Annotated in this window: 22 protein-coding genes, 1 tRNA gene and 1 pseudogene; 13 read left to right on the top strand and 11 right to left on the bottom strand. The window is 68.0% G+C overall.

Annotation, left to right across the window (positions count from 1 at the left end; genetic code table 11):
- The first annotated feature begins 51 nt into the window (after nucleotides 1–51).
- Complete coding sequence (locus tag D0D37_RS18755; protein ID WP_116201852.1) at nucleotides 52–969, top strand: SDR family oxidoreductase; 918 nt, start codon at nucleotides 52–54, stop codon at nucleotides 967–969.
- 43 nt (nucleotides 970–1012) lie between these two features.
- On the opposite strand, the gene D0D37_RS18750 is transcribed toward D0D37_RS18755, so the two are convergent.
- Both D0D37_RS18750 and leuA read right to left on the bottom strand, forming a co-directional pair.
- A complete protein-coding gene (locus D0D37_RS18750) occupies nucleotides 1013–1993 on the bottom strand; it encodes a helix-turn-helix transcriptional regulator (protein WP_116201851.1) in 981 nt (326 codons plus the stop codon).
- A gap of 145 nt (nucleotides 1994–2138) precedes the next feature.
- Nucleotides 2139–3923 (bottom strand): 2-isopropylmalate synthase, encoded by a 1785-nt coding sequence (gene leuA, locus D0D37_RS18745; protein ID WP_162834310.1) that lies wholly within the window; start codon nucleotides 3921–3923, stop codon nucleotides 2139–2141.
- A gap of 244 nt (nucleotides 3924–4167) precedes the next feature.
- On the opposite strand from leuA, the gene D0D37_RS18740 reads away from it, so the two are divergent.
- Nucleotides 4168–4545, top strand: coding sequence for a hypothetical protein (locus D0D37_RS18740; RefSeq protein WP_116201849.1), 378 nt, complete (start codon nucleotides 4168–4170; stop codon nucleotides 4543–4545).
- A gap of 7 nt (nucleotides 4546–4552) precedes the next feature.
- On the opposite strand, the gene D0D37_RS18735 is transcribed toward D0D37_RS18740, so the two are convergent.
- From D0D37_RS18735 to D0D37_RS18725, 3 genes are all read right to left on the bottom strand, one after another.
- On the bottom strand, nucleotides 4553–5194 hold the full coding sequence (locus D0D37_RS18735) for a hypothetical protein (protein ID WP_162834309.1): 642 nt from the start codon (nucleotides 5192–5194) through the stop codon (nucleotides 4553–4555).
- 72 nt (nucleotides 5195–5266) lie between these two features.
- Entirely contained in the window at nucleotides 5267–5929 is a 663-nt protein-coding gene (locus tag D0D37_RS18730) for a hypothetical protein (RefSeq protein ID WP_116201847.1), read from the bottom strand.
- A 107-nt stretch (nucleotides 5930–6036) separates the two neighbouring features.
- Entirely contained in the window at nucleotides 6037–6627 is a 591-nt protein-coding gene (locus D0D37_RS18725; RefSeq protein WP_116201846.1) for a nitroreductase family protein, read from the bottom strand.
- 236 nt (nucleotides 6628–6863) lie between these two features.
- Between D0D37_RS18725 and D0D37_RS18720 the strand changes: the two genes are divergently transcribed.
- Nucleotides 6864–8129, top strand: a complete 1266-nt coding sequence (locus tag D0D37_RS18720) for an aspartate kinase (RefSeq protein WP_037808437.1) — start codon at nucleotides 6864–6866, stop codon at nucleotides 8127–8129.
- Nucleotides 8129–9169, top strand: a complete 1041-nt coding sequence (locus tag D0D37_RS18715; protein WP_116201845.1) for an aspartate-semialdehyde dehydrogenase — start codon at nucleotides 8129–8131, stop codon at nucleotides 9167–9169. Before D0D37_RS18720 ends, D0D37_RS18715 begins: the two co-directional genes overlap by 1 nt.
- 121 nt (nucleotides 9170–9290) lie before the next feature.
- Here the strand turns inward: D0D37_RS18715 and D0D37_RS18710 are convergent, their stop codons facing one another.
- Nucleotides 9291–10745 (bottom strand): M48 family metalloprotease, encoded by a 1455-nt coding sequence (locus tag D0D37_RS18710; protein WP_116201887.1) that lies wholly within the window; start codon nucleotides 10743–10745, stop codon nucleotides 9291–9293.
- Between the two features lie 178 nt (nucleotides 10746–10923).
- Between D0D37_RS18710 and D0D37_RS18705 the strand changes: the two genes are divergently transcribed.
- Together D0D37_RS18705 and D0D37_RS18700 are read left to right on the top strand one after the other, a co-directional pair.
- Nucleotides 10924–12114, top strand: a complete 1191-nt coding sequence (locus tag D0D37_RS18705) for an RtcB family protein (protein WP_116201844.1) — start codon at nucleotides 10924–10926, stop codon at nucleotides 12112–12114.
- Nucleotides 12115–12172: 58 nt separating this feature from the next.
- Nucleotides 12173–12550: a hypothetical protein gene (locus tag D0D37_RS18700; protein WP_116201843.1), complete on the top strand. Its 378-nt coding sequence runs from the start codon at nucleotides 12173–12175 to the stop codon at nucleotides 12548–12550.
- A gap of 111 nt (nucleotides 12551–12661) precedes the next feature.
- Here D0D37_RS18700 and D0D37_RS18695 read toward each other — a convergent pair whose 3' ends face one another.
- On the bottom strand, nucleotides 12662–13819 hold the full coding sequence (locus D0D37_RS18695; RefSeq protein WP_167493546.1) for an MFS transporter: 1158 nt from the start codon (nucleotides 13817–13819) through the stop codon (nucleotides 12662–12664).
- Between the two features lie 664 nt (nucleotides 13820–14483).
- Between D0D37_RS18695 and D0D37_RS18690 the strand changes: the two genes are divergently transcribed.
- Nucleotides 14484–15032, top strand: a complete 549-nt coding sequence (locus D0D37_RS18690) for a hypothetical protein (protein WP_116201842.1) — start codon at nucleotides 14484–14486, stop codon at nucleotides 15030–15032.
- 112 nt (nucleotides 15033–15144) lie between these two features.
- Here D0D37_RS18690 and D0D37_RS18685 read toward each other — a convergent pair whose 3' ends face one another.
- Nucleotides 15145–16197 (bottom strand): alpha/beta hydrolase, encoded by a 1053-nt coding sequence (locus D0D37_RS18685; RefSeq protein WP_116201841.1) that lies wholly within the window; start codon nucleotides 16195–16197, stop codon nucleotides 15145–15147.
- 129 nt (nucleotides 16198–16326) lie between these two features.
- Between D0D37_RS18685 and D0D37_RS18680 the strand changes: the two genes are divergently transcribed.
- From D0D37_RS18680 to D0D37_RS18660, 5 genes are all read left to right on the top strand, one after another.
- Nucleotides 16327–16899 carry an NADPH-dependent FMN reductase gene (locus D0D37_RS18680; RefSeq protein ID WP_208720028.1) on the top strand — a complete coding sequence of 191 codons (573 nt, stop codon included), beginning with the start codon at nucleotides 16327–16329 and terminating at the stop codon, nucleotides 16897–16899.
- Between the two features lie 133 nt (nucleotides 16900–17032).
- On the top strand, nucleotides 17033–17455 hold the full coding sequence (locus D0D37_RS18675) for an organic hydroperoxide resistance protein (protein WP_116201840.1): 423 nt from the start codon (nucleotides 17033–17035) through the stop codon (nucleotides 17453–17455).
- Between the two features lie 41 nt (nucleotides 17456–17496).
- Complete coding sequence (locus tag D0D37_RS18670) at nucleotides 17497–17973, top strand: Dps family protein (protein ID WP_116201839.1); 477 nt, start codon at nucleotides 17497–17499, stop codon at nucleotides 17971–17973.
- 94 nt (nucleotides 17974–18067) lie between these two features.
- Complete coding sequence (gene gad, locus D0D37_RS18665; RefSeq protein WP_116201838.1) at nucleotides 18068–19459, top strand: glutamate decarboxylase; 1392 nt, start codon at nucleotides 18068–18070, stop codon at nucleotides 19457–19459.
- A 27-nt stretch (nucleotides 19460–19486) separates the two neighbouring features.
- On the top strand, nucleotides 19487–20113 hold the full coding sequence (locus D0D37_RS18660) for a TIGR03085 family metal-binding protein (RefSeq protein ID WP_116201837.1): 627 nt from the start codon (nucleotides 19487–19489) through the stop codon (nucleotides 20111–20113).
- A gap of 37 nt (nucleotides 20114–20150) precedes the next feature.
- On the opposite strand, the gene D0D37_RS18655 is transcribed toward D0D37_RS18660, so the two are convergent.
- Nucleotides 20151–21998 (bottom strand): S9 family peptidase, encoded by a 1848-nt coding sequence (locus D0D37_RS18655; protein ID WP_116201836.1) that lies wholly within the window; start codon nucleotides 21996–21998, stop codon nucleotides 20151–20153.
- Nucleotides 21999–22037: 39 nt separating this feature from the next.
- On the opposite strand from D0D37_RS18655, the gene D0D37_RS18650 reads away from it, so the two are divergent.
- The gene (locus tag D0D37_RS18650) at nucleotides 22038–22781 is read left to right on the top strand and encodes a methyltransferase domain-containing protein (protein WP_116201835.1); all 744 of its coding nucleotides are present in this window, start codon (nucleotides 22038–22040) and stop codon (nucleotides 22779–22781) included.
- Between the two features lie 448 nt (nucleotides 22782–23229).
- Here D0D37_RS18650 and D0D37_RS18640 read toward each other — a convergent pair.
- A tRNA-Pro gene (locus tag D0D37_RS18640) sits at nucleotides 23230–23303 on the bottom strand.
- 29 nt (nucleotides 23304–23332) lie between these two features.
- Nucleotides 23333–23443 (bottom strand): annotated as a pseudogene (locus D0D37_RS47995) (metallophosphoesterase); the annotation flags it as partial.

Here is a 23443-nt window from a genome sequence, read left to right as displayed (position 1 = left end):
AGGGTTCGAGCGCACGCTGGTGGTCCACCGACAGAAAAGGGGACGAACGGAATGAGCGGGGAACTGGCCGGGAAGGTCGCGCTCGTGGCGGGCGGCACGCGCGGGGCGAGCCGGGCGATCGCGGTCGAGCTGGGCCGGGCCGGGGCGTACGTGTACGTGACCGGTCGAACGACGCGGGCCGGACGGTCCGAAGTGGACCGTCCGGAGACCATCGAGGACACGCTGGATCAGATCGAAGCCGTTGGCGGCAAGGGAATCGCGCTGCGGGTCGACCACCTGGAGAGCGACGAAGTCGCCGCGCTCGCCCAGCGAATCGACGCCGAGCACGGCGGTCTCGACATCCTGGTCGACGGCATCTGGGGCGGCGACCGCTACCTGGAGTGGGGCAAACCGATCTGGGAGCACTCGCTGGACGCCAGCCTGCGCATGATGCGGCTGTCCCTCGACGCCCACCTGATCACCAGCCACCATCTGTTTCCGCTGGTCATCCGCCGTCCGGGCGGGCTCGTGATCGAGCTGACCGACGGCACGGCCGAGTACAACGCGAAGTACCGCGAGGGCACGTCGCTGCCGTACTACCTGGCGAAGGCGGCGATCAACGTCCTGGCCGTCGGCGAGGCGGCCGAGCTGAAGGCGCACGACTGCACGGCCATCGCGTTCACGCCGGGATGGCTGCGTTCGGAAGCGATGCTGGAGATCTTCGAGGTCACCGAGGAAAACTGGCGCGACGCGACCGTCCGCGAGCCGCATTTCGTGATCTCGGAATCTCCAGTCTTCTCCGGCCGCACGGTCGTCGCGCTCGCCGCCGACGCGGACCGGCACCGCTGGACCGGCCAGACCGTTTCCAGCGGACAGCTGGCGAAGGTTTACGAGATCGACGACGTGGACGGCAGCCGCCCCGACGCGTGGCGGTACATCACCGAAGTCCAGGAACCCGGAAAACCCGCCGACGCCTCCGGCTACCGCTGATGCCGACTGTCCGTGAAGGACTCCTTGAGGGAATCAGATTCCCTCAAGGGGCCCTTAACGGACGGTTGCGGTCGGCGAGCGCCTGACCGAATTCCGCGACCGCGGCGCGGATCTCCGGCGGGGTCAGCACTTCGACGCCGGGGCCGAGGGAAACCAACTGTCCGACGGCGACTTCCTTGCCCTCCATGGCGAACTCGGCCTCGGCCCATCCGTCGTCGTCCTTCGGGCCGAGCGATACCAGCACCTCGTTCACGTGCTCCGGCCCGAAAACGCGCCGCAACGCACCGGCCGCGGTCCGGTCGAGCCGTGCCGTCACCTTCAGCGGCAGCGGCATCTTCTCGAACTCCGCCGACGACGCCCGCCACCAGTCAGCGAGCGAGAATTCTTCCGGCCGTACAAAGGTTTCTCCGGTCTCGGCGACCGCCCCTAGCCGAGAAACGCGATACGTCCGCAGGTCAGCGTCGACCCGCGCCACCAGGTACCAAACCCCGGCTTTCAATACGAGCCCCAGCGGATCGAGCGTCCGCCGAGTGACCTTGTCGCGCCGCCGATACCGCACGTCGAGCCGCTTCTGGGTCCACACCGCCTTCGCGACCGCAGGCAGCATGGCGGTGTCGTCCGGCGAGCTGAACCAGGCCGACGCGTCGAGATGAAACCGCCCGGCGACCGTCCGGGCCTGTTCCTGCAGCTGAGCGGGCATGCTCGCGGACACTTTCGCGTGCGCGGCCGCCACTGCGGTGCCGAGACCGAGCCCGGCCAGCGCGTCCGGAACATCAAGGGCCAACAGCGCGACGGCCTCCCGGGAAGTGAGGCCGTCGAGCCGAGAACGCCAGCCGTCGACGAGCCGGATGCCGCCGTGCCGCCCTGGTTCACTCCAGAGCGGCACTCCGGCTTCGCGCAACGCGGCCAGATCGCGCCGCATCGTCCGTTCGGTCACGCCGAGTTCGTCGGCCAGCTCCCCGACCGTCCCCGCACGTTTGCGATGCAACGTGAACAGCAACGCGACCAGACGCTCAGCTCGCATGCCCACCTCCCGCCCCGCTGCGCGATGCCAGATGTCCGTGAGGGGAACCCTGAGGGACTCAGAGTCCCTCAGGGTTCCCCTCACGGACTTTCCCGGGAACAGAGCCGCCGCGAGGCAGCGAAAACCTCGCTGAGTCAGGCTCGGGTCAGCGGTTGGCCCGGTTGACCGCGCTCACCACGGCGCGCAGCGAAGCGGTGACGATCGACGGGTCGACGCCGATGCCCCAGAACACGCGGTCGGAGATGGCGCATTCGATGTAGGACGCGGCGCGCGAGTCGTCGCCAGGGCTCAGCGTGTGCTCGCTGTAGTCCAGGAGCCGCAGGTCGTAGCCCACAGTGGACAGTGCGTCGAAGAACGCCGCGATCGGCCCGTTGCCGCGCCCGGTGATCTCGTGCTCGTCGCCCTCGACCTTCACCGTGGCCTCGAGGTCGTACTCGCCGCCGCCGCTGTCGGTGACCCGCTGCTTGATCAGCTCCAGCGGGGTCTTCGCCTCCAGGTACTCGGCCGAGAACGCGCGCCACATGGTGCCCGGGTCGACCTCGCCGCCTTCGGTGTCGGTGTAGGCCTGGATGACCTTCGAGAACTCCATCTGCAGCCGGCGCGGCAGGTCCAGCTGGTGCTCGGCCTTCATGATGTAGGCGACGCCGCCCTTGCCGGACTGCGAGTTCACCCGGATCACGGCCTCGTAGGTGCGGCCGACGTCCTTCGGGTCGATCGGCAGGTACGGGACCTCCCACGGGTGCTCGTCGACCGGCACGCCCTTCTTGTCCGCGGCGTCCTTCATCGCGTCGAGGCCCTTGTTGATCGCGTCCTGGTGGCTGCCGGAGAAGGCGGTGAACACCAGGTCGCCGCCCCACGGGGAGCGTTCCGGGACCGGCAGCTGGTTGCAGTACTCGACGGTCCGCTTGATCTCGTCCATGTCGGAGAAGTCGATCTGCGGGTCGATGCCCTGGCTGTAGAGGTTCATGCCCAGCGCGACCAGGTCGACGTTGCCGGTGCGCTCGCCGTTGCCGAACAGGCAGCCCTCGATCCGGTCCGCGCCGGCCTGGTAGCCCAGTTCGGCGGCGGCGATGCCGGTGCCGCGGTCGTTGTGCGGGTGCAGCGACAGGATCACCGAATCGCGGCGCTCCAGGTTGCGGCTCATCCACTCGATCGAGTCGGCGTAGACGTTCGGCGTCGCCATCTCGACGGTCGCCGGCAGGTTCAGGATCACCGGCTTCTGCGGGGTCGGCTGCCAGATCTCGGTGACCGCGTTGCACACCTCGAGCGCGTAGGACAGCTCGGTGCCGGTGTAGGACTCGGGCGAGTACTGGAAGCGGAAGTCGGTGTCCGGCTGCTTCGCCGCCAGCTCGACGACCATTTCCGCGGCCTGCGTCGCGATCTTCTTGATGCCCTCGCGCTCCTCGCGGAACACCACGCGGCGCTGCAGGATCGAGGTGGAGTTGTAAATGTGGACGATTGCCCGCGGCGCGCCTTCGAGCGACTTGAAGGTGCGCTCGATCAGCTCGGGACGGCACTGGGTCAGCACCTGGATGTGCACGTCGTCCGGGATCGCGCCCTCTTCGATGATCTCGCGCACGAAATCGAAGTCGGTCTGCGACGCGGCCGGGAAGCCGACCTCGATCTCCTTGTAGCCCATGCGGACCAGCAGGTCGAAGAACTTGCGCTTGCGCGCGGGCGACATCGGGTCGATCAGCGCCTGGTTGCCGTCGCGCAGGTCGACCGCACACCACAGCGGCGCGCGGTCAATGCGCTTGTCCGGCCAGGTGCGGTCGGGTACGTCGATGTTCTCGACCACGTCGTACCAGGGGCGGTAACGGTGGACCGGCATGGACGTGCCGCGCTGCGGGTTCCACGAGGGCTGTCCGGCGGGCGCGGGACGAGAGGGCGTGCGCAGACGGGAGTTAGTGGTGCGGGGGTCGGTGCTCATCGCGGGAAAATCTCCTGAAGGGATCGGTGCGGACGACCGGCACCACAAAGCCCCGCGACGAGGAGCCGGTCAGATCAGGCCCCGTCGCGGCAGCGAAGCAGGAGTTCACGCGCCACGGGGTCACTGTAACCACCCGACGCGCCGAAAGAAAAGCCGCCCGCCGCGATCGAACTGTTACGTCGGGTGGCTGATACCTGTTACTAGCGGGTAGCGAGGCGCGAGGCGACGTGCCAGACTGCCCGGCATGGGCGAGCACGCGGAAGAAGCGCAGGAAACCGAGGCGAAGGCGCGTCCCCAGCGCACCCCGGTGGACTGGCGGCGCACTCGTGAGCGCGCGGTGTCGTTCATCGCGTCGCTCGTGCGCTGGGTCGGGCTGCTGTTCGCCGCAATCTTGGTGCTGCACGTGATTTTCGTCATCGGCGAGGCCAACCAGGGCAACGGAATCGTCTCGTTCGTCCGCAACTGGGCCGACGGGCTTTCGCTCGGCTTCAAGGACCTGTTCACGCCGGGCGACGCGAAGCTGCGGGTGCTGGTGAACTATGGCATCGCGGCGGTGTTCTGGCTGGTGGTGTCGGGGATCCTGGCGAAGATCATCCGCCGCGTCGGGGGCGCGGGCGTCTGAGCCGGGATCACGGCTGCCAGACGATCGGGTTTTCGTGGTAGTCGGTGCCCTTGGCCAGCCAGGCGTAGCCGTCGTTGTCGTACTTCGCACCGGTCACCGTGGTGCCGCGGGCGGCCAGTTCCATCGTGCAGGTGTCGTTGGTCGCGCCCTTGGCGGTGAAGTCGCCGGGGGTTTCGCTGAGGCACCTCGCCGAGTCCGCGGGCAGGTCCATCCTGCCTTCGGAGCCGTTCTCGATCAGGCCGCTGATGCCGAGCACCCGGGCGAAGGAGAAGTCGTCGCCGGTCTCGTTCGACACGGTGAACTGGACATAGAACGGCACCAGCCCGGCGAGGTCGTCGCCGAGGTTCATCCGGGCCAGCTCCGCCTCGGTGCCCCGGTCGATGCGGGTCACCGTGATGCCGACCGCGCCGACGGGCGAGGAATCGGTCGTGAACGGCACCACGGCCTTCTCGCCGAATTTGAGCTTCGTGCCCGGCTTGGTGTAGGCGATCTTCTTCCGCGCGGGCGCGCTGGTCGACGCGGGCGCTGAGGCCGCGGTGGGCGCTGAGGTCGGGGCGGTGCCCGGCCGCGGCGCGTCGGCCGCGTTCGAACACGCGGACAGCGTGAATGCCAACGCCGCCACCAAGACGATCGGTCTTCTGCCAGACATCAAGTTCTCCCCAGGACGCGAAAAGGGGCGTCAGTCCTCGACTGACGCCCCCGCGGCGGTCTCGCTCCCAGCTTACTGCCAGGTCACCGCGTCCTTGCCGTAGTCCGTGTTCGGAGCCAGGTCCCGGTAAGTGCTGGCCCCGTAGCTAGCCCCCTTGACCTCCGCGCCGGCCGGAGCCAGCGCCAGCACGCAGCTGTTGTACGAAGCGCCCTTCGTGGTGAATGCCTTGCCGGAGTTCCCGCTGTCGCACTTCTCGAACTTGCCGATCACCGACACGTGCGGGCCGCTGGTGCCGTCCGCGAGCAGGCCGTTCATCAGGCCCAGCGAGCTGTACGCGAAGTCCGAGCCGGTCTCGTTCGTCACCTTGACCTGGATGTAGTACGGCGTCATGCCCTTGGCTCGGTCGCCGAGCTTCAGCGGCGCGAGATCGGCCTCGACGCCCTTGTCGATGCCGGTCACCGTCACGCCGATCGCGCCGGTGTTCTTCTGCGACTTGAACGGCACCACGGCCTTCTCGCCGATCTTCAGCTTCGTGCCCTGCTTGGTGTACTCGGCCGAGGCGGAGTCGCCGGCGGGCGCGGCGGCCGAGGAAGACGAAGGCGCGGCCGCGGACGAGGCGGGCGGCGTGGCGATCGCCGGAGCGGGAGCCTTGTCGTCCGAGCTGGAGCACCCGGACAGGGCGAACGCCATCGCCGTTGCGGAAATCGCCATTACAACCGGCAGCCCAGTACGCATCTCGTCGCTCCTTGAGGGGTGTCCCACCGATTCAGTGGCCTGACCGGTTTGGTGCCTATCTGACCTCAAAGACGCGACGCCGGTTCCCTCGATTGCTCACGAAACGGTCACAGTGCCGGAGACCCCCATTTGTCCCCGAAGGCGAACTCGTCGAGCGGCAGCCGTCGACGCGGGGCCAGTTCCCGTTCTATGCGGCGCGGGTCCTCCAGTACCGAAGGATCGGCGGCCGACCCGACGGCGATCGCCACCCGGGCCACCGCCTCGTCCGGCAGGCTGAACTCCGCGCGAACGGCGTCCGGGGAGAACCCGGCCATCTGGTGCGCGATCAGGCCGAGTTCGACCGCCTGCAGGACGAGGTTCTCGGTCGCCAAGCCGAGCCCGTAGTCGGTGTAGGGCACCTCGCCTTTCTCGTTCGTGGTGACCATCACGCCGATCAGCAGCGCGCTCGCCCGGAACGCCCACGCCTGGTTCCCGGAGTTCAGCGTCGCGAGGAGGCGCGGGAAGACCGGATCACCCCGTCGGCCGACGAGGTAGCGCGCCGGCTGGGTGTTGCCGAAAGACGGCGCCCACCTGGCGGCTTCGAGCAAGGCGGTCAACTGGGCGTCGGTGATCTCGGCGGTCTCGTCGTAGGCCCGCGGGCTCCAGCGCTCGGCGATGGCCGGCGCGACGGGAACGCTCGTCTCGGCTGGTTTGCGCATGCGGCGAACCGTAGTACGACCGGTAGTGCTCTCCGTCACTCCGGAGGAAGGGCTTCGAGCTTTCCCCTGGCGTTAAGGAAAATTTACTTCCAAACGCTCCGAACGTGCCGTGGCGGACCACTCGATGGGGTGGCGAGCGCCGTTCTCGCCGGTAGGCTCTTCTCCAAATGAAGGGCCGTGGGCGCTCCTCGGTGCCCTCCAAGGAGTACGCCCCGGCCCGTCAAGGAGGTTCGGGCGTGGCCCTCGTGGTCCAGAAGTACGGCGGATCGTCGCTGGAAAGTGCCGACCGGATCAAGCGCGTGGCAGAACGGATCGTCGCGACCAAGAAGGCGGGCAACGACGTGGTCGTCGTGTGCTCGGCGATGGGCGACACCACTGATGAGCTGCTCGATCTGGCGCAGCAAGTGAACCCGGCGCCGCCGGAACGGGAAATGGACATGCTGCTCACCGCCGGTGAGCGCATCTCGAATTCGCTGGTCGCGATGGCCATTTCCGCACAGGGCGCGCAAGCCTGGTCGTTCACCGGTTCCCAAGCGGGCGTGGTCACCACGTCGGTGCACGGCAACGCGCGCATCATCGACGTCACTCCGAGCCGCGTCACCGAGGCGCTGGAGCAGGGTTACGTCGCGCTGGTGGCCGGTTTCCAAGGCGTGGCACAGGACACCAAGGACATCACGACGCTCGGCCGCGGCGGTTCCGACACCACCGCGGTGGCGCTCGCCGCCGCGCTGAACGCGGACGTCTGCGAGATCTATTCCGATGTGGACGGTGTGTATTCGGCCGACCCGCGGATCGTGCCGGACGCCAAAAAGCTCGACACCATCCCGTACGAGGAGATGCTGGAGCTCGCGGCGAGCGGGTCGAAGATCCTGCACCTGCGTTCGGTCGAGTACGCGCGCCGCTACGGCGTGCCGATCCGAGTCCGTTCTTCTTACAGCGACAAGCCGGGCACCACGGTGGCCGGATCGATCGAGGAGATCCCCGTGGAACAAGCGCTGATCACCGGTGTGGCACACGACCGCTCGGAAGCGAAGATCACCGTGACCGGCGTGCCGGACCACGCCGGTGCCGCGGGCAAGATCTTCCGGGTCGTCGCCGACGCCGAGATCGACATCGACATGGTGCTGCAGAACGTGTCCAGCACGTCGTCCGGCCGCACCGACATCACCTTCACCCTGTCGAAGGCCAACGGGGCCAAGGCGGTCAAGGAACTCGAGAAGATCAAGGCGGAGATCGGCTTCGAGTCCGTGCTGTACGACGACCACGTCGGCAAGGTCTCGCTCGTCGGCGCCGGGATGCGCTCGCACCCGGGCGTCACCGCCACGTTCTGTGAGGCGCTGGCCAACGCGGGCGTGAACATCGAAATCATCAACACCTCGGAGATCCGCATTTCGGTGCTGATCCGCGACGCGCAGCTCGACGAGGCCGTGCGCGCGATCCACGAGGCGTTCGAACTGGGCGGCGACGAGGAAGCTGTCGTCTACGCGGGGAGTGGTCGCTGATGGCACAGGGTCTTCGCGTCGGCGTGGTCGGGGCTACCGGCCAGGTCGGCGCCGTGATGCGCAAGCTGCTCGACGAGCGGAACTTCCCGGTCGAGCAGATCCGGTACTTCGCCTCGGCCCGCTCGGCGGGACGCACGTTGCCGTGGCGCGGCGAGGAAATCACCGTCGAGGACACCGCGACCGCTGATCTGTCCGGTTTGGACATCGCGCTGTTCTCCGCCGGGGGCGCGACCTCGCGCGAGCAGGCGCCGCGGTTCGCCGAGGCGGGCGCGATCGTGGTCGACAACTCGTCGGCCTACCGTCGCGATCCGGACGTGCCGCTGGTCGTCAGCGAGGTCAACCCGGAAGCGATCAAGGACGCGCGCAAGGGGATCATCGCGAACCCCAACTGCACCACGATGGCCGCGATGCCGGTTCTCAAGCCGCTGCACGACGAAGCCGGTCTGGTCCGGATCATCGCGAGCACCTACCAGGCGGTGTCCGGCAGCGGCCTGGCTGGCGTCGACGAACTGGCCGCGCAGGTAAACGCGGTCGCCTCGCGCGCCGCCTCGCTCACCCACGACGGTTCGGCAGTCGAATTCCCGGCCCCGGCCAAGTACGTCGCGCCGATCGCGTTCAACGTCCTGCCGATGGCCGGGTCCATTGTGGACGACGGCACGTTCGAGACGGACGAGGAACAGAAGCTGCGCAACGAAAGCCGGAAGATCCTGGGCATCCCGGAGCTTCTGGTTTCCGGAACGTGCGTGCGGGTTCCGGTGTTCACCGGGCACTCGCTGTCGGTGAACGTCGAATTCGCGCGGCCGCTGTCGGTCGAGCGGGCGACGGAACTGCTGTCGACCGCGCCGGGCGTACAGCTCGCGGACGTACCGACGCCGCTGCAGGCCGCCGGAATCGACCCGAGCCTGGTCGGCCGCATCCGCACTGACCCCGGTGTCCCGGACGGCCGCGGCTTGGCGCTGTTCGTCTCCGCCGACAACCTCCGCAAGGGGGCGGCGCTGAACACGGTGCAGATCGCCGAGCTGGTGGCGCAGAACCGCTGAGCTTCCTTGCAGAAAACTGCCCGGTCCCTGTTTCAGGGGCCGGGCAGTTTTCACTTCTTTTGGCCCCAGTATGAGCGCTGCCTGCCCGCCGATCGCGAGGCGCATTGATCGGATCCCGCCCTCAGGGTTTGGTAGCCAGCAGGGCGCGGAGCGGAGCAGTGTCCCCGCCGATCGCCGCATCGACTGCGGGGGTCAGTCCGGTGGCGTACGGTTCGGCCAGCACGAGCGGTGCCGGTCCGGACCACGACAATTCCCACCGCGCCGCACCAGTTTCGGCTAGCCGTGCAATGACCACAGTGGACAGTCGGCGGCGGGCGGACGTCTGGTGAAATTCACGTTCCGTACGCGGCTCCATTCCCGGCGGGGCGGGTTGACCGGGGTCGGCGATCTCTGCGAGCCGGCCGTCGTCGAGTGCGTCGAGCAGGCCTTCGAGGCTGCGATCACGCAGTACGCTCAGCGCGTCGTCCTCGAATGACTTGCGCATCCCCGCGTTGACGACCGTCGCCCAGTCAGCCCGCTTCTTGGCAAGGGCTTCCTTCGACAGTCCGGTCGCGAATGCCGCTTCGAGCGTCGCTGCCGCGTCACGAAGCAGTTCCGTCGCCGGCCGTTCGCTGCCGGGCGGCACGGGGACGAAAGGGGCGGCTTCCAGCAACGCGATCCGTTCGGCTGCTGCCGGGTGACTGTCGAATCGTGCCTTCGGTTTCGTTGGCGGATTTCGCCGCAGCTCGGCCATTTCCGCCCTCCGCGCTTCGTCGGCGAGCAGGAGCTGGTAGCCCTCGGCCAGTCGATCGGGCAGGTACTCGGCCGCCCAGCCGGCCTTTATGTAGTCTCTGACGAAAATCTGCCAGGACGCGTCGAGCACTTCGAGGTCCCGCAGCGCGCTCGTCGCCGCGGCAGTGCCCGCGATCCGCGCGGACGCGGCGTCCGCGGCGATTTCCTGTTCGCGGTTCACTCGCAGCGAGACCAGCAAATACACCACGGCATAGGGCATGAAGATCGGCCGCAGGAGCCAGTGCAGCCAGGTCGAGCTGTCGAGTCCGTTCACGGCTCTGCCGACCGTCTGCCTGCCCCGGTAGGTCACGCCGCCGAAGCGCGTGTGCCGGTTGCTGTAATGCCCGAGTTCGTGGCCGATGACCGCGCGGAGCTGGCTGACCCGCAATCCGGCGATGAGCTGGGCGCCGAGGTACATCCGGCGCCGCTTCACCCGAGTCCCGAACCAGCGCGTCTGCTCGCGCACCGACGCGTTGACCGCGGGAACCAGATAGATCTCGTCCGGCGGCCGCGTGCCGACTGCTTGGGCGAGTTCGCGGACAGTCGTCCACAATTCAGGTTGAGCGGCAGGCGTGACGAGCAGGCCGCGCACCTTGTCGTCTCGGGAACGTTCGATGACTATCAGCGCGCGCAGCAGTACGTACAGCACAGGCACGGCGAGAATGGCGAGCCACAGCCCGGTCCAGGGCCGCTCGGTCAGAGCGTACCCCTCGGCGGCGGCGAGAAACGCGACCACGGCAAGCACCAGCACGGGAAACCCGGCCAGCAACAGAATGGCGAGCAGCGACCGCAAAGTTTTCTTCATGGAAACCGCGGAATCCTCCCGGCGGACCAGCACCCCGGGCGTGCGGTCGTTGTGCCCGTTATCGATGACGGGCCGGATTTCGTTTCACCCGCGGCGGGCGAGTCCGGAAAATCCGTTGTCGTCCGGATCCCGGTGCCGGATGCTGAGCGGGCAAACTTCGTTCTGGGAAAGGAAAGTCATGTACACGGCAGTGGACGGCGAGCGGGTTCCGATCCGGATGTGGGCAGATCCCGCGTCGGTCGAAGACCAAGCGATGCGTCAGCTGCGCAACGTCGCCAACCTGCCCTGGGTGCACGGCGTCGCGGTGATGCCCGACGTCCACTACGGCAAGGGCGCGACGGTGGGCAGTGTCATCGCCATGCGCGACGCCGTCTCGCCGGCCGCGGTCGGGGTCGACATCGGCTGCGGGATGAGCGCGGTGCGGACGTCGCTCACCGCGAGCGACCTGCCGGACGACCTCGGCAAGCTGCGCAAGCGGATCGAGTCGGCGGTGCCGGTCGGGTTCGGGCTGCACAAGACGCCGGTCAACACCGCGAAGGTGCACGGCGTCGGCGGCTGGGACACGTTCTGGAAGTCGTTCGGCGACCTGCACGAAGGCGTTCAGGACCTGCATGACCGGGCGGCACGGCAGATCGGCAGCCTCGGCGGCGGCAACCACTTCATCGAGGTCTGCCTCGAACAGGGCGGAGCCGACGAGGGCCGCGTGTGGCTGATGCTGCATTCGGGTTCGCGGAACATCGGCAAGGAACTCGCTGAGCGGCACATGGCGATCGCGCGGAAGCTGCCGCACAACCGGGATCTGCCGGATCCCGACCTGTCGGTGTTCGTCGCGGACACGCCGGAAATGCAGGCGTACCGGCGAGACCTGTTCTGGGCGCAGGACTACGCGGCGCGGAACCGGGCGACGATGATCGCGCTGGTGAAGCTGGCGGTCGCGGAGGTCATCCCGGGTACGACGTTCGACGACGCGACTTCGTGCCACCACAACTATGTCGCCGAGGAAACCTACGACGGCGTCGACCTGCTCGTCACCCGCAAGGGCGCGATCCGGGCCGGCTCCGGTGATCTCGGGATCATCCCGGGCAGCATGGGAACCGGCTCGTACATCGTGCGCGGGCTCGGCAACACCGCGTCGTTCGAATCCGCGTCCCACGGCGCCGGACGGCGGATGTCGCGGACGAAGGCTCGCAAGACCTTCACCGCCGCCGACCTCGCCGCGCAGACCGCGGGCGTCGAATGCCGCAAGGACACCGGGGTCGTCGACGAGATCCCGTCCGCGTACAAAGACATCGAGACGGTGATCAAGGCACAGACCGACCTGGTCGAGGTGGTCGCCCACCTCAAGCAGGTCGTGTGCGTGAAGGGGTGAGGAGTTCCCGCGGGCGAATCGCATTGGTCCGCCCGCGGGACCCGCTACCCTGAAGTGCATGAAGAACTGGGGGGTGGCTGTCGCTTTGGCGGCGGCCGGAACGCTGCTGGCCGGATGCGACCAGGTCGATTCGGCGGTCAATCAGGCCAATTCCACGGCGGACAAGGTCTCCGCGTGCAGTGAGGCGCTGGGGCTGGCCGACCTGAATCCGTTGGTGGACGGCGAAAAGCTTAAAGCCCGCGCCCAGGACAAGGAACGGCGGCTGCGCGAGCTGGCGGCCGACGTCAAGGAGGAGGACGTCAAGAAGGCCCTGCTCGGCATGGCCGACTCGTACGTCCAGGTGCAGAAGGAACACCTCGAGGACGCCGGGGTGATCGCCCGGTGGACCAAGCGAAACCTGGAGAAGCTCGACGGGCTGCGCAAAGCCTGCACCTGACCCTTGGCACCCCGCTGTCCGTGAGGGGAACCCTGACGGACTCTGATTCCCTCAGGGTTCCCCTCACGGACTTTTGCGGGAGCCGAGCCCAAGCCGCCAGCCCAGCCCAGTTCAGCGACGCGCGCGAACCGCGGCTGCCAGCGAAGGCGTCCGCGCCGTGCTCCGGCGCAGTGACCACACCAACCCGAGCGCCGCCAGCGCCAGCCCGCCGAGCCCGGCCGCCGCGAAGCCCCACGCCGGGCTCGAATGGTCGATCGCGAACCCGACCACCGGGCTCCCTGCGGCCAGGCCCAGCCGGGTCGACGCGTCCTGCAGGCCCATCGCCTCGCCGCGGACCGCGGGCGGCGCGAGTTCGCTGACCGCCTCCGTGGTGGCCGCGAGCGTCGGGGCGCAGACCAGGTTCGTCGGGATCAGCAGAAGCATCAGCAGCCACCACGGCTGCGTCACCAGCCCGACCGGGATCACCAGCAGCGCGAGCAGCAGCATCAGTAGCCCCTGCGGCAGCGACTTCCGCACCGCGCCGTGCACGATGCCGCCGATCATCGACGCCGCGCACATCACCGCGATGACCAGGCCGGTCCAGCCGACGTCGTCGTGGGAGCGCAGCGCGGCCAGCGTCGCGACCTCCGTGCCGACCAGGCAGAACAGCGTCCCGGCGGCGATCAGCAGGGTCGCCAGCAGCCGTCCGGTCAGCCAGGACCGCAGCGGCGGACGCGCGGTGCCGGTCGGGGCGAGTTCGTCCTCGTTCCGGATCGGCGGGTTGAGCAGGAAGATCAACAACGCCGTGCCGCCGAAGATGGTGCCGATGCCGCTCAGCGTCAGCGTCGCCGACAGCGACGAGATCGCCGCGATCCCGGCCGCCGGACCGATCATGAACGACGCTTCGACCAGGATCGTGTCCAGCGAGTACGCCGCGCGCCGCTGGGCAGCGGGCACGAGTGCGGCCAGGATTTGTCGCGCCAGCGAACCCGCGGGGACCGACAGCACGCCAGCCGGCAGCGCGCACACCACCAGCGCTCCGTAAGAGAGATGCGGCGCCGCGAACCAGAACGCGGTGGACGACAGCCCGCACACCGCGACCACCGGACGCAGGCCATACCGATCGATGGTGCGCCCGATCACCGGCGCGCCGAGCGCCATGCCCAGCGTGACGGCCGCGCCGACGACGCCCGCCGCGCCGTAGCCCCGGCCGAGGCCGCTGACGACGTACAGCGTCAGCGTCACGCCGGTCATCGTCATGGGCACGCGTGCGAAGAACATCAGCGCCATCGACGGGCGGACTCCGGGGACGCTCAGGACGCGGCGATACGGCTGAAAAGGCACGTACCCCATGAGAGCAAGAGTTGGTACGAGCGTGCAACTTCTTTTCGTCACACCCGCCCGGCGGCCGTCTCGCCCCCCGGCCGGGCGTCGCGCAGGCGTTCGGCGGGGCCGGAAAATGCGTGCGCGACCTGGGTGATAACTTCATCGGCGACGCGAAAAAGCATTCCTGTCGCCCATTCGCGAACAATTTTTCATATTTCTGCGCCGACCTCGGAGTTCTCCGGTCGAAGCGGCGGCGATCCCCGGGAAAGGGGGAGCTGACCCGAATGCGGGCCGCGGTGCGTGCGTGGGGGACCCACCACGGTCGGACGAGCGAGATCACGCCTCCCGACGGAGTGACGAAGGTAATCGATCACGAACTGCGCCCGTGTGAGTGAGCAGCGCCGCCATTCGGGTAATCCGGCTACTATGAGTCAGATTCAGATCCGCGGTCCGTGATCGTCGGGGGACGCGCAAGCCGTCCACGTTAATCAATTGCGGGCCGGTTCCCGATTATTGGATTCGGCACGTAAGGGTTAGAAAAACTCCCTATCCGGTGATCGGCTGGTGTTGGGCCGACACGGCGGGTATCGATTTACCCGGCAGGTCCCAAAGGCCAGGGAGGTAAAGAATGAAAGGCAAGATCGGGCGGATCATCGCTGTGGTCGCCGCGGGCAGTCTGCTGGCCGTCGGCACTTCGGGGATGGCCTCCGCGAGCCCGGCGGGCGGCAAGGGCTCCTCGGCCACTCAAGCCGTCGCCGCGCAGGTACTGCAGATGCGGGACGACCTCACCAAGGTGGCGTACGCGGGCGATGTCGCGAAGACGAGGGCGGACCTGGGCAAGCTCAGCCCGGTGCTCGCCGACATCGCGGCGGGCAAGCGCTACCAGGTCCAATCCGAAACCCAGCAGCTCTCGTCGGCGGCGAAGACCCGCGCGGACGAGTCCAACCGGCTCCTCGGCGACCCGACAGCGACGCCGAGGCAACTGCCGCCGTTGCCGATCCCGCCGCTTCCGGACCTTCCCGGACCGCTGAAGGCGGTAAGCGACCTGGTCAAGACCCTGCTCGGCGCGGTCACCGGCCTGCTGGCCGGTCTGCTCGGCGGGGTCCCGGTGCCGCCGCTGCCGGTGCCAGTGCCGACGCCGCCGCTGCCCGCACCGGTGCCAGTTCCGGGCACCTAAGCGGCCTGAACAGGAGGGGAAAGGCCCGGAGCCTGGTGCGGTTCGCCGCGCCAGGCTCCGTTCCATGTCCAGGCTCGTGAGTGGCGATGCCGGTTCTAACCGGCATAGGCACTCACGAGCGCTTCGCGAGTCCCACCCGCAGCGCACCGGCCATCTCGGCGATCGCCTCCCGGAACCGCGTCCCGACTCCGGCGAAGTTGAGGAATCCGTGGATCAAGTCGGCCTGGCGGCTGAGCGCCACCGGAACCCCCGCGGCACGCAGTTTTTCCGCATACGCCTCGCCTTCGTCGCGCAGCGGGTCGAAGCCCGCGGTCACGATGTAGGCGGGCGGGAGTCCACTGTGGTCAGTCGCGAGCAGCGGCGACATCCGCGGATCGGCCTTGTCGACGCCCTCGGGCGCGTAATGCCCCTCGAACCACACCATCGCCTGGTCGGTGAGGAAGAGGTCTTCGCCGAACAGTTCGCGGGACCGACGCCGCGTGGTGAAGTCGACCGCGGGATAGATCAACAGCTGGAACGCGGGTGCCGGGCCGCCGCGCCGAGTCGCCTCCAGCGCGACGACGGCGGACAGGTTTCCGCCCGCGCTGTCGCCGCCCACCGCGATCCGGTCCGGGTCCGCGCCGAGGTCAGCCGCCTTGGCGTGCGCGTAGTCGAACGCGGCCAGCGCGTCGTCCACCGGCCCGGGGAACGGGCTTTCCGGCGCGAGCCGGTACTCGACCGACAGCACGCGGACCCCGGCGTGCTTCGCGAGGTAGCGCACGGCGTTGTCGTGCGTGGCCCGGCTGCCGATGACCCAGCCGCCGCCGTGGAAGAACACCAGCAGCGGCGACGGTTCCGGCAGTCCGGCAGGGGTGTAGAGGGTGGCGTCGAGGGACGCGTCACCGGACGGGATGGCGACATCGCGCGTCGCGACAGGGTTGATCTGCTTGCCGTTCACCAGGTGCTGGCTCGCTTCCAGCAGTGCGCGCGACCGCTCGACCGAGCCGTTGACCAGCGAAGCACCGGAGAGCTTCTGCAGTCGCAGTAGCAACTGGGCGTCGAGGGCGAGTTCCTGCCCGTCCAGCCGCAACGGCGCCCCGGCGACCAGCCTGCGCACCGGCCGGGGCAGCCAGAACAACAACTGCGCGGCGGCAGCCTGGACGCGGATCTGCAGCGGAATGGCCATCGTTCCTCCTCGAACGCCGGATGAGCCGACGTTACTTGCCAGTAGGTACGTTGGTCCAGTCGGTGTGTGACCCAAGCCTCCGTCTCAGATCCTGGTCCTCTACTTAGGTGGAGGGGTTAGCCTCGACCTGTGACTTCGGCGAAAACGGTCAAGGTGCTGGGTATCGGCGGCTCGCTGCGCGAGGGCTCGCAATCCGAGCGCGCGTTGCGCATCGCGCTCGCCGCCGCCGAAGAACGCGGCGTCGTGACCGAGCTGATTCCCGGACCCGAACTGGTCCTGCCGTTCTACGACACGGCCACACTGGAGCGGAACGAACGCGCCCGGAAGCTCATCGAGGGCATCCGCCATGCGGACGGGCTCATCGTCGTCTCGCCCGGCTACCACGGCGGGCTGTCCGGGCTGGTCAAGAACGCCCTGGACTACGTCGAGGACCTCCGCGAAGACACTCGCCCCTACCTCGACGGCCGGGCGGTCGGTCTCGCCGCTGTCGCGTACGGCTGGCAGGCCGCGGTCACCACGCTCGAACAGCTCCGCACGATCACGCACGCTTTGCGCGGCTGGTCCACTCCGTTGGGTGGTTCGATCAACTCCGCCGAGACGAAGTTCGACGAGGGCGGCGGCGCGTCCGACGAGAAGAGCGTCCGCACGTTGCGGCTCATCGGGGAGCAGGTCGCGGAGCACGCGCTGCTTCGCGCGCGCTGAGGTTTCGCCTCCTCTCCTCCCGGCTATTCCTGGGGTGATGACTGCCATGCCGGGGCACTGTTCCGCGGATGCGGAGCGTTGAACTCACTGAGACGCTGACTCCGGAGGCGTCCCAATGAGGGAGGTAACACGCATGGCCGAGCCGATCTACACCGCCGTCGCGACCGCGCGAGGAGAAGGCCGCAACGGCGACGTGACGTCCTCGGACGGCGTGATTGACGAGTCGCTGACGATCCCCAAGGAAATGGGCGGTCCCGGCGGGGACAAAACCAACCCGGAGCAGCTGTTCGCCGCGGGGTATTCCGCGTGTTTCCTGAGTGCGTTGCAAGCCGTGGCGCGGCAGGCGAAGGTCGCGCTGCCGGCGGCGACCGTGACCGGTTCGGTCAGCGTCTTCAAGAAGGACGTCGGGTTCCAGCTCGGTGTGCGCCTTGACGTGTCGCTGCCGGGCCTGGCGAAGGCCGACGCCGACCAGTTGGTCGAGCAGGCGCACCAGGTCTGCCCGTACTCCAATGCGACCCGCGGCAACATCGAGGTGGAGCTGACCACCACCGTCTGATTAGGCACCGGCTGAACTGAGACCGAGGAGGGACACTCGAGATGACCACTTCCCCCATCAAAAGCCCGCTTTCCGACGCGGACAAGGAGATCACCGGCAACGCGCTGCAGGCGACGCTGACCGATCTGATCGACCTCTCCCTCATCGCGAAGCAGGCGCACTGGAACGTAGTGGGCCAGAACTTCCGCAGCGCGCACCTGCAGCTCGACGAGCTGGTGTCGACCGCGCGGCAGTACGTCGACGAGGTGGCCGAGCGTGCCGCCGCGATCGGGGTTTCGCCCAACGGCAAGGCGAAAACCGTCGTAGCGACCTCCGGTGCGCCGGAGTACCCGGACAACTGGCAGTCCGTCGACTCGACCATCGCCGCGATCGTCGACACCCTCGCGGCGCTGATCGAGCGGCTCCGCAAGCGCATCGACGAGACCGACAAGAGCGACCTCGTGACGCAGGATCTGCTCATCGAGATCACCCGCGCGCTGGAAGAGGCGCACTGGATGTGGCAGGCGCAGCAGGCCTGACCCGCTTCGCCGGAGAAAAGCCGTCCGCCTTGTCGCGGACGGCTTTTCGGCTATCCGGTGGTCGTCGCGCGCGCCCGGCAGTAGGTTCGCAGACATGGTGCTGCATCAGGGGAAACAAGATCGGGCAGACCGGAAGACCGGCACGAATCCGTTGTACGCCGGGAGCAATCCGGCGCTCGCAGCGGACTTCACGATGCCGCGCGACCGGCTTCGGGACGATTCGCTGCCACCGGACACGGCACTGCAGCTGGTGCGCGACGAGCTGATGCTCGACGGCAACGCACGGCTCAACCTCGCCACGTTCGTCACGACGTGGATGGAGCCGCAGGCGCGCGAGCTGATGGCCGAATGCGTCGACAAGAACATGATCGACAAGGACGAGTATCCGCAGACCGCCGAACTCGAGCGGCGCTGCGTCAACATCCTCGCCGATCTGTGGCACGCACCCGATCCCACCGACATCATGGGCTGTTCGACGACCGGGTCGTCCGAGGCCTGCATGCTCGCCGGGATGGCGTTGAAGCGGCGCTGGTCGAAGCTGGGCCGGACGGGAAAACCGAACCTGGTGATGGGCATCAACGTCCAGGTGTGCTGGGAAAAGTTCTGCGAGTACTGGGAAGTCGAGCCGCGCCTGGTGCCGATGGAGGGCGACCGGTACCACCTTTCCGCCGAAGAAGCGGTGAAACTCTGCGACGAGAACACCATCGGCGTCGTCGCGATCCTCGGCTCGACCTTCGACGGCAGCTACGAGCCGGTCGCCGAGGTCGCGGCCGCACTCGACGCGCTGCAGGAGCGGACCGGGTGGGACATCCCGGTGCACGTCGACGGCGCGTCCGGCGCGATGATCGCCCCGTTCCTCGACGAGGACCTGGAATGGGACTTCCGGCTGCCGCGCGTCGCGTCGATCAACACCTCCGGGCACAAATACGGCCTCGTCTATCCCGGCGTTGGCTGGGTCGTATGGCGCGACAAGGCCGCGCTGTCCGAGGAACTGGTGTTCAACGTCAATTATCTCGGCGGCGACATGCCGACCTTCGCGCTCAACTTCTCCCGCCCCGGCTCGGAAGTCGCCGCGCAGTACTACACGTTCGTCCGGCTGGGTCGCGAAGGTTTCCGTGCGGTACAACAAGCTTCGCGTGACGTGGCGATGTATCTGGCGGACGAGATCTCCAAGCTGGAGCCCTTCGAACTGCTCACCCGCGGCGACCAATTGCCGGTGTTCGCGTTCACCACTCGCTCGGACATCACCTCGTTCGACGTCTTCGACGTTTCCCGCCGCCTCCGCGAACGCGGCTGGCTCGTGCCCGCGTACACGTTCCCGGACAACCGCACCGACCTGGCGGTGCTGCGCGTCGTCGTCCGCAACGGCTTTACGCACGACTTGGCCGATCTGCTGCTCGCTGATCTGAGGCGGATACTGCCGGAGCTGAACCGCCAGCCGTCGCCGCAGCACGACCCAGCCACGTCGACTGGATTCCACCATTGAGGGCTACTGATAGGTAACGTGGGTGTCATGGGCCTCGCCAAAGATGAACGCCAAGCGCTGAGCGACCTCTTCGAGCAGCTCGGCCCGGACGCCCCGACCCTGTGCGAGGGCTGGCAGACGCGGGACCTGGCCGCGCACCTGGTCGTACGAGAACACCGGCCGGACGCGATGCCGGGAATCGTCGTGCCCGCGCTCGCGGGTCACACGCAGAAGGTGCAGGACGGCGTCGCGGCGCGCCCGTGGGACGACCTGGTCGGCCAGGTGCGCCGCGGCCCGTCCCGCTTCTGGCCGACGTCGATCGGTCCGGTGGACGAGGCGACGAACAGCGCGGAGTTCCTGGTGCACCACGAGGATGTCCGCCGGGCGCAACCGGATTGGACCCCGCGCCCGGCTGACCCCTCGCGGGACGGTGCGGCCTGGCGGCTGGCTACGCGGACGGCGAAGCTGAACCTGCGCAAGTCACCGGTCGGGGTGGTGCTGCGGACTCCTGGTGGCCAGTCGGCGTCGGTGAAGTCCGGAACTCCGGTGGTGACTGTGGTGGGGGAGCCGGTGGAACTGCTGCTGTTCGTCTTCGGGCGGGATGCGGTGCAGGTCTCTTACGAGGGAGACGATGCCGCGGTGGAGCAGTTGAAGGGCGCTAAGCGCGGGCTGTGAGCCGGGCCGCCCAGGAGAACCTGGACGGCCCGAACCCTCAGCGCATTCCCAGTGCCCGCAAGGCGAAGTACACCTCAATGGACGTCTGCTTGATCGTCTCGGCGATCACCAGCGAACCGTGCCCCGCGTCGTACCGGTAAAACTCGTGAGGGGCGTCGCGCTTGGCGAGGCGGTCCAGGTAGTTCTCGATCTGCCGGATCGGGCAGCGCGGGTCGTTGTCGCCCGCCAGGATCAGGACCGGGGCGGCAACCGCGTCCACGTACGTCAGCGGCGAGCATTCGCGGTACACCGCCGGCACGTCCTCCGGCGCACCGCCGAACAGGGCGCGGTCGAACGAGCGCAGCTGTTCCATCTCGTCCTCGTAAGCGGCCACATAATCGGCCACCGGCACGCCCGCGACGCCCGCTGCCCACCGCGTCGGCTGGGTGCCCAGTGCCAGCAGGGACAGGTATCCGCCCCACGAAGCGCCGTTCACCACGCACTTGTCCTTATCGGACAGTCCACTTTCGACAGCCCAGTCGTGGACCGCCGCGACGTCTTCCAATTCCGTCAGCCCGGGGCGGCCTTCGATGGCATCGCGCCACGCTGAGCCGTAGCCGGTGGAGCCGCGGTAGTTCACCTCGACCACGGCGAATCCGGCGTCCAGCCAGGTCGCGCGGTAGGCGGAGAACCGGTCCTCGTCGGCCGCGTCCGGGCCGCCGTGCAGCGAAAACACTGTCGGCAGTGGGCCGTCGGGGGCGTCCGCCGGGCGGGAAATCAGTGCGTGGATCCGGCCGCCGACACCCTCGACGAACGCATCGGTGACCGGCGACGAACCCGGCGCGCGCTCGCCCGGCGGCGTCAGCAGTACGGAGTCGGTGCCGTCGGCCGCGCGAGCACGGACCGCGGCGGGTTCCGCGGCGCTGGACCACGAGTACTCGATGGTCCCGTCCGGTCGCACTCCCGCGCCGCCGATGCGTCCGGCCGGAGTGTCCACAGCGGACAGTTCGCCGGTGTCGAGGTCGTAGCGGTACAGCGAACTGCGTGCCTCGTGGAAGTGCACGACGAGCAAGGCGCGGGCGTCCGGATACCAGTCCGCGACGACCTCGCCGGGCAAATCAATCAGCAGTTCGGTTTCGGTGTCCGCCTGCACGTCCCACACCAGCAGTTCTTCGCGGCCGCGGCGTTCGTGCAGGACTAGCACGCGCTGGTCGCCCGGAAGCGGCGAGAACTCCAGCGCCTGCAAGCCTTTTCCTTCGCCGTCCCACTTCTCGGCGACGGTGGCGAACCCGTCGGTGGACAGCACCCGCAACGCCGGATGCCGGGAATCCCCGTGCTCGGAATGGGAAATAGCGAGCAGACTTTCATCGCGCGACATCGACGCGATCCCAGCGTCGTCCGCGTGCTGATAAAACCGCGAGGTGACGCCGTCGATTTTCGCGAACAGTTCGCTGCCGTCATCGGTCGAGACACCGGCCGCGATTACTCGCTGGCCGATCTCCAGCCCGGCCGGGTATCCGTCGTGAATGTCGGGCAGTGCTTTGACGGCCGCCGAGCTGTCGGCGTCGAACGGCTGGCTGCGCCAGGACCCGAATTCGTCGCCGTCGGTGTCGTCGAACCACCAGATGGCCGTCCCGTCGGGCGCGGGAGTCGCGTGCAAGGTGCCGTTGGGTCGATTGGTGACGCGCCGGTGACTGTCGGTGGCCCGGTCCCACGCGTAAACCTCCCACACGCCACTGGCGTTGGAGACGTACACGTTGGCGTCGGGCGCGTCGCGGGCCCACTCGGGCACCGAGATGCGCGGCGCGTGGAACCGCGCCAGCCAGCGCTTTTCGGCTTCGGCGTCGTCGAACAGGCGGTCCGGGACCACCGCGGGCGGATTTTGGTTGCCTGACTGCGTGCTCACCCCTCGATCCTGCCACCTCTCACCCGTACTCTGTGCGGGGTGCTGGAGGGTTACGCGCCGGGCTACGCCCAAGACGCGCTGTCGATGATGAACACGCGCACAGCGAGTGACCGCGCCGCGTTCGCCCGATCACTCTTCACCCCAGGCTCCCGAGTCCTGGACCTGGGCTGCGGCCAAGGCTCGATCCTCAGCTCCCTGGTTCCGGCCGCTCGAGTGGTCTGCGTCGACGTCTGTCCTCCGGCACCCGCTTCGCCGTCCATGGCGGCTTACGTGGCCGGAGCCGTCTATGCGCTTCCCTTTGCCACTTCAACGATCGACGTAGTGTTTTCGCACTCGCTCTTCGAGCACCTGTCCGACCCGCACGCGGCTCTGGCCGAAATCCGCCGCATCCTGCGCCCTGGCGGCCGGCTGGCGTTGGCCGCGCCGGACTGGAGCCGGGCGAAAATCCGTCCCAGGACAGCAAACGTGGACGCCGCCCTGCGCGGCTACTACCTGGTGCGCCGCCGTGCGGGCGGCGACCCGTTCGCGGGTCGCGCTATTGCCGCCTACGTCGCCGCTGCCGGATTCACGGACATCGTCGAGCGCGCTCGCTTCCGGGAAGATCTGTCTTACCGGGCACTGGCCGCCTACATGGAATCTCGGCTGGCCGTCGCCTTGTCGGAATCCCGCGCGAACGACCGCGACCAAGTGACCTCCGCGGCTCGTTCCGCCTGGTCCTGGGCAAGAACCGCCGCCGTCGGCGACTTCCAGCAGTGTTGGCAAGAGCTGACCGCGACTTGCTAGTGCGCCGCGAAAAAGGTGAACGCCGCGTCCGCATTGACCCCGCCTTGACCGCCGCGGCTTAACGCGAGAACAAAGAAAAGACCGCAAAAAGCAGTGATTCTCAGAGCGAGCAAGGCCAGTCCGAGAATCAGGATTACCGTCCTTGCCGCCCGGATGCCCGGCGAGGAGATTATCGATTTCGTAGTGGTAGCGGTGAACGCAGGGGACAAGATCGCAACTACTTTTCCAATGAGTACCGCGAACTCGATCCGCGCGGGGAGCAGGCGATCATGGATGAGCCTCGCATCCGGGATACGCGCTGGGAGCCCTGCGACGACCACCAGCTCTGCATAGGAGAGCCCGGATCTGTCGCGAAAGGTCGCAGACAGTCACCTGGCGAACCGCGGCAGGCGGCGGAAATAATGAAGGCCGGGTAGTCGCGATCTCGTGACTACCCGGCCTTCATACGTCGGGGTGGCGGGATTTGAACCCACGACCTCCTCGACCCGAACGAGGCACGCTACCAAGCTGCGCCACACCCCGAGGTACTGCTTAGCGGGTCGAGAGTAAGTCTAGCGGACGGGTTTCGCGGCTTTACGCGGGGCTGGTTTGCGGGGGTCGGAGGCCCCGGATCCGCGCGGGACCAGCGTCAACAGGCTCGCTTCCGGGGGGCAGGCGAAGCG

The organism is Amycolatopsis circi (genome assembly GCF_003385235.1).
Classification (GTDB): Bacteria; Actinomycetota; Actinomycetes; order Mycobacteriales; family Pseudonocardiaceae; genus Amycolatopsis; species Amycolatopsis circi.
This window is presented reverse-complemented; position numbering and strand designations above follow the sequence as displayed.

Bases quoted from the DNA above. Each gene is read 5' to 3' on its own strand.
- D0D37_RS18755 (WP_116201852.1), top strand. From the start codon at position 52: ATGAGCGGGGAACTGGCCGGGAAGGTCGCGCTCGTGGCGGGCGGCACG.
- D0D37_RS18750 (WP_116201851.1), bottom strand. From the start codon at position 1,993: ATGCGAGCTGAGCGTCTGGTCGCGTTGCTGTTCACGTTGCATCGCAAA.
- leuA (WP_162834310.1), bottom strand. From the start codon at position 3,923: ATGAGCACCGACCCCCGCACCACTAACTCCCGTCTGCGCACGCCCTCT.
- D0D37_RS18740 (WP_116201849.1), top strand. From the start codon at position 4,168: ATGGGCGAGCACGCGGAAGAAGCGCAGGAAACCGAGGCGAAGGCGCGT.
- D0D37_RS18735 (WP_162834309.1), bottom strand. From the start codon at position 5,194: ATGTCTGGCAGAAGACCGATCGTCTTGGTGGCGGCGTTGGCATTCACG.
- D0D37_RS18730 (WP_116201847.1), bottom strand. From the start codon at position 5,929: ATGCGTACTGGGCTGCCGGTTGTAATGGCGATTTCCGCAACGGCGATG.
- D0D37_RS18725 (WP_116201846.1), bottom strand. From the start codon at position 6,627: ATGCGCAAACCAGCCGAGACGAGCGTTCCCGTCGCGCCGGCCATCGCC.
- D0D37_RS18715 (WP_116201845.1), top strand. From the start codon at position 8,129: ATGGCACAGGGTCTTCGCGTCGGCGTGGTCGGGGCTACCGGCCAGGTC.
- D0D37_RS18710 (WP_116201887.1), bottom strand. From the start codon at position 10,745: ATGAAGAAAACTTTGCGGTCGCTGCTCGCCATTCTGTTGCTGGCCGGG.
- D0D37_RS18705 (WP_116201844.1), top strand. From the start codon at position 10,924: ATGTACACGGCAGTGGACGGCGAGCGGGTTCCGATCCGGATGTGGGCA.
- D0D37_RS18700 (WP_116201843.1), top strand. From the start codon at position 12,173: ATGAAGAACTGGGGGGTGGCTGTCGCTTTGGCGGCGGCCGGAACGCTG.
- D0D37_RS18695 (WP_167493546.1), bottom strand. From the start codon at position 13,819: ATGGCGCTGATGTTCTTCGCACGCGTGCCCATGACGATGACCGGCGTG.
- D0D37_RS18690 (WP_116201842.1), top strand. From the start codon at position 14,484: ATGAAAGGCAAGATCGGGCGGATCATCGCTGTGGTCGCCGCGGGCAGT.
- D0D37_RS18685 (WP_116201841.1), bottom strand. From the start codon at position 16,197: ATGGCCATTCCGCTGCAGATCCGCGTCCAGGCTGCCGCCGCGCAGTTG.
- D0D37_RS18675 (WP_116201840.1), top strand. From the start codon at position 17,033: ATGGCCGAGCCGATCTACACCGCCGTCGCGACCGCGCGAGGAGAAGGC.
- D0D37_RS18670 (WP_116201839.1), top strand. From the start codon at position 17,497: ATGACCACTTCCCCCATCAAAAGCCCGCTTTCCGACGCGGACAAGGAG.
- gad (WP_116201838.1), top strand. From the start codon at position 18,068: ATGGTGCTGCATCAGGGGAAACAAGATCGGGCAGACCGGAAGACCGGC.
- D0D37_RS18660 (WP_116201837.1), top strand. From the start codon at position 19,487: ATGGGCCTCGCCAAAGATGAACGCCAAGCGCTGAGCGACCTCTTCGAG.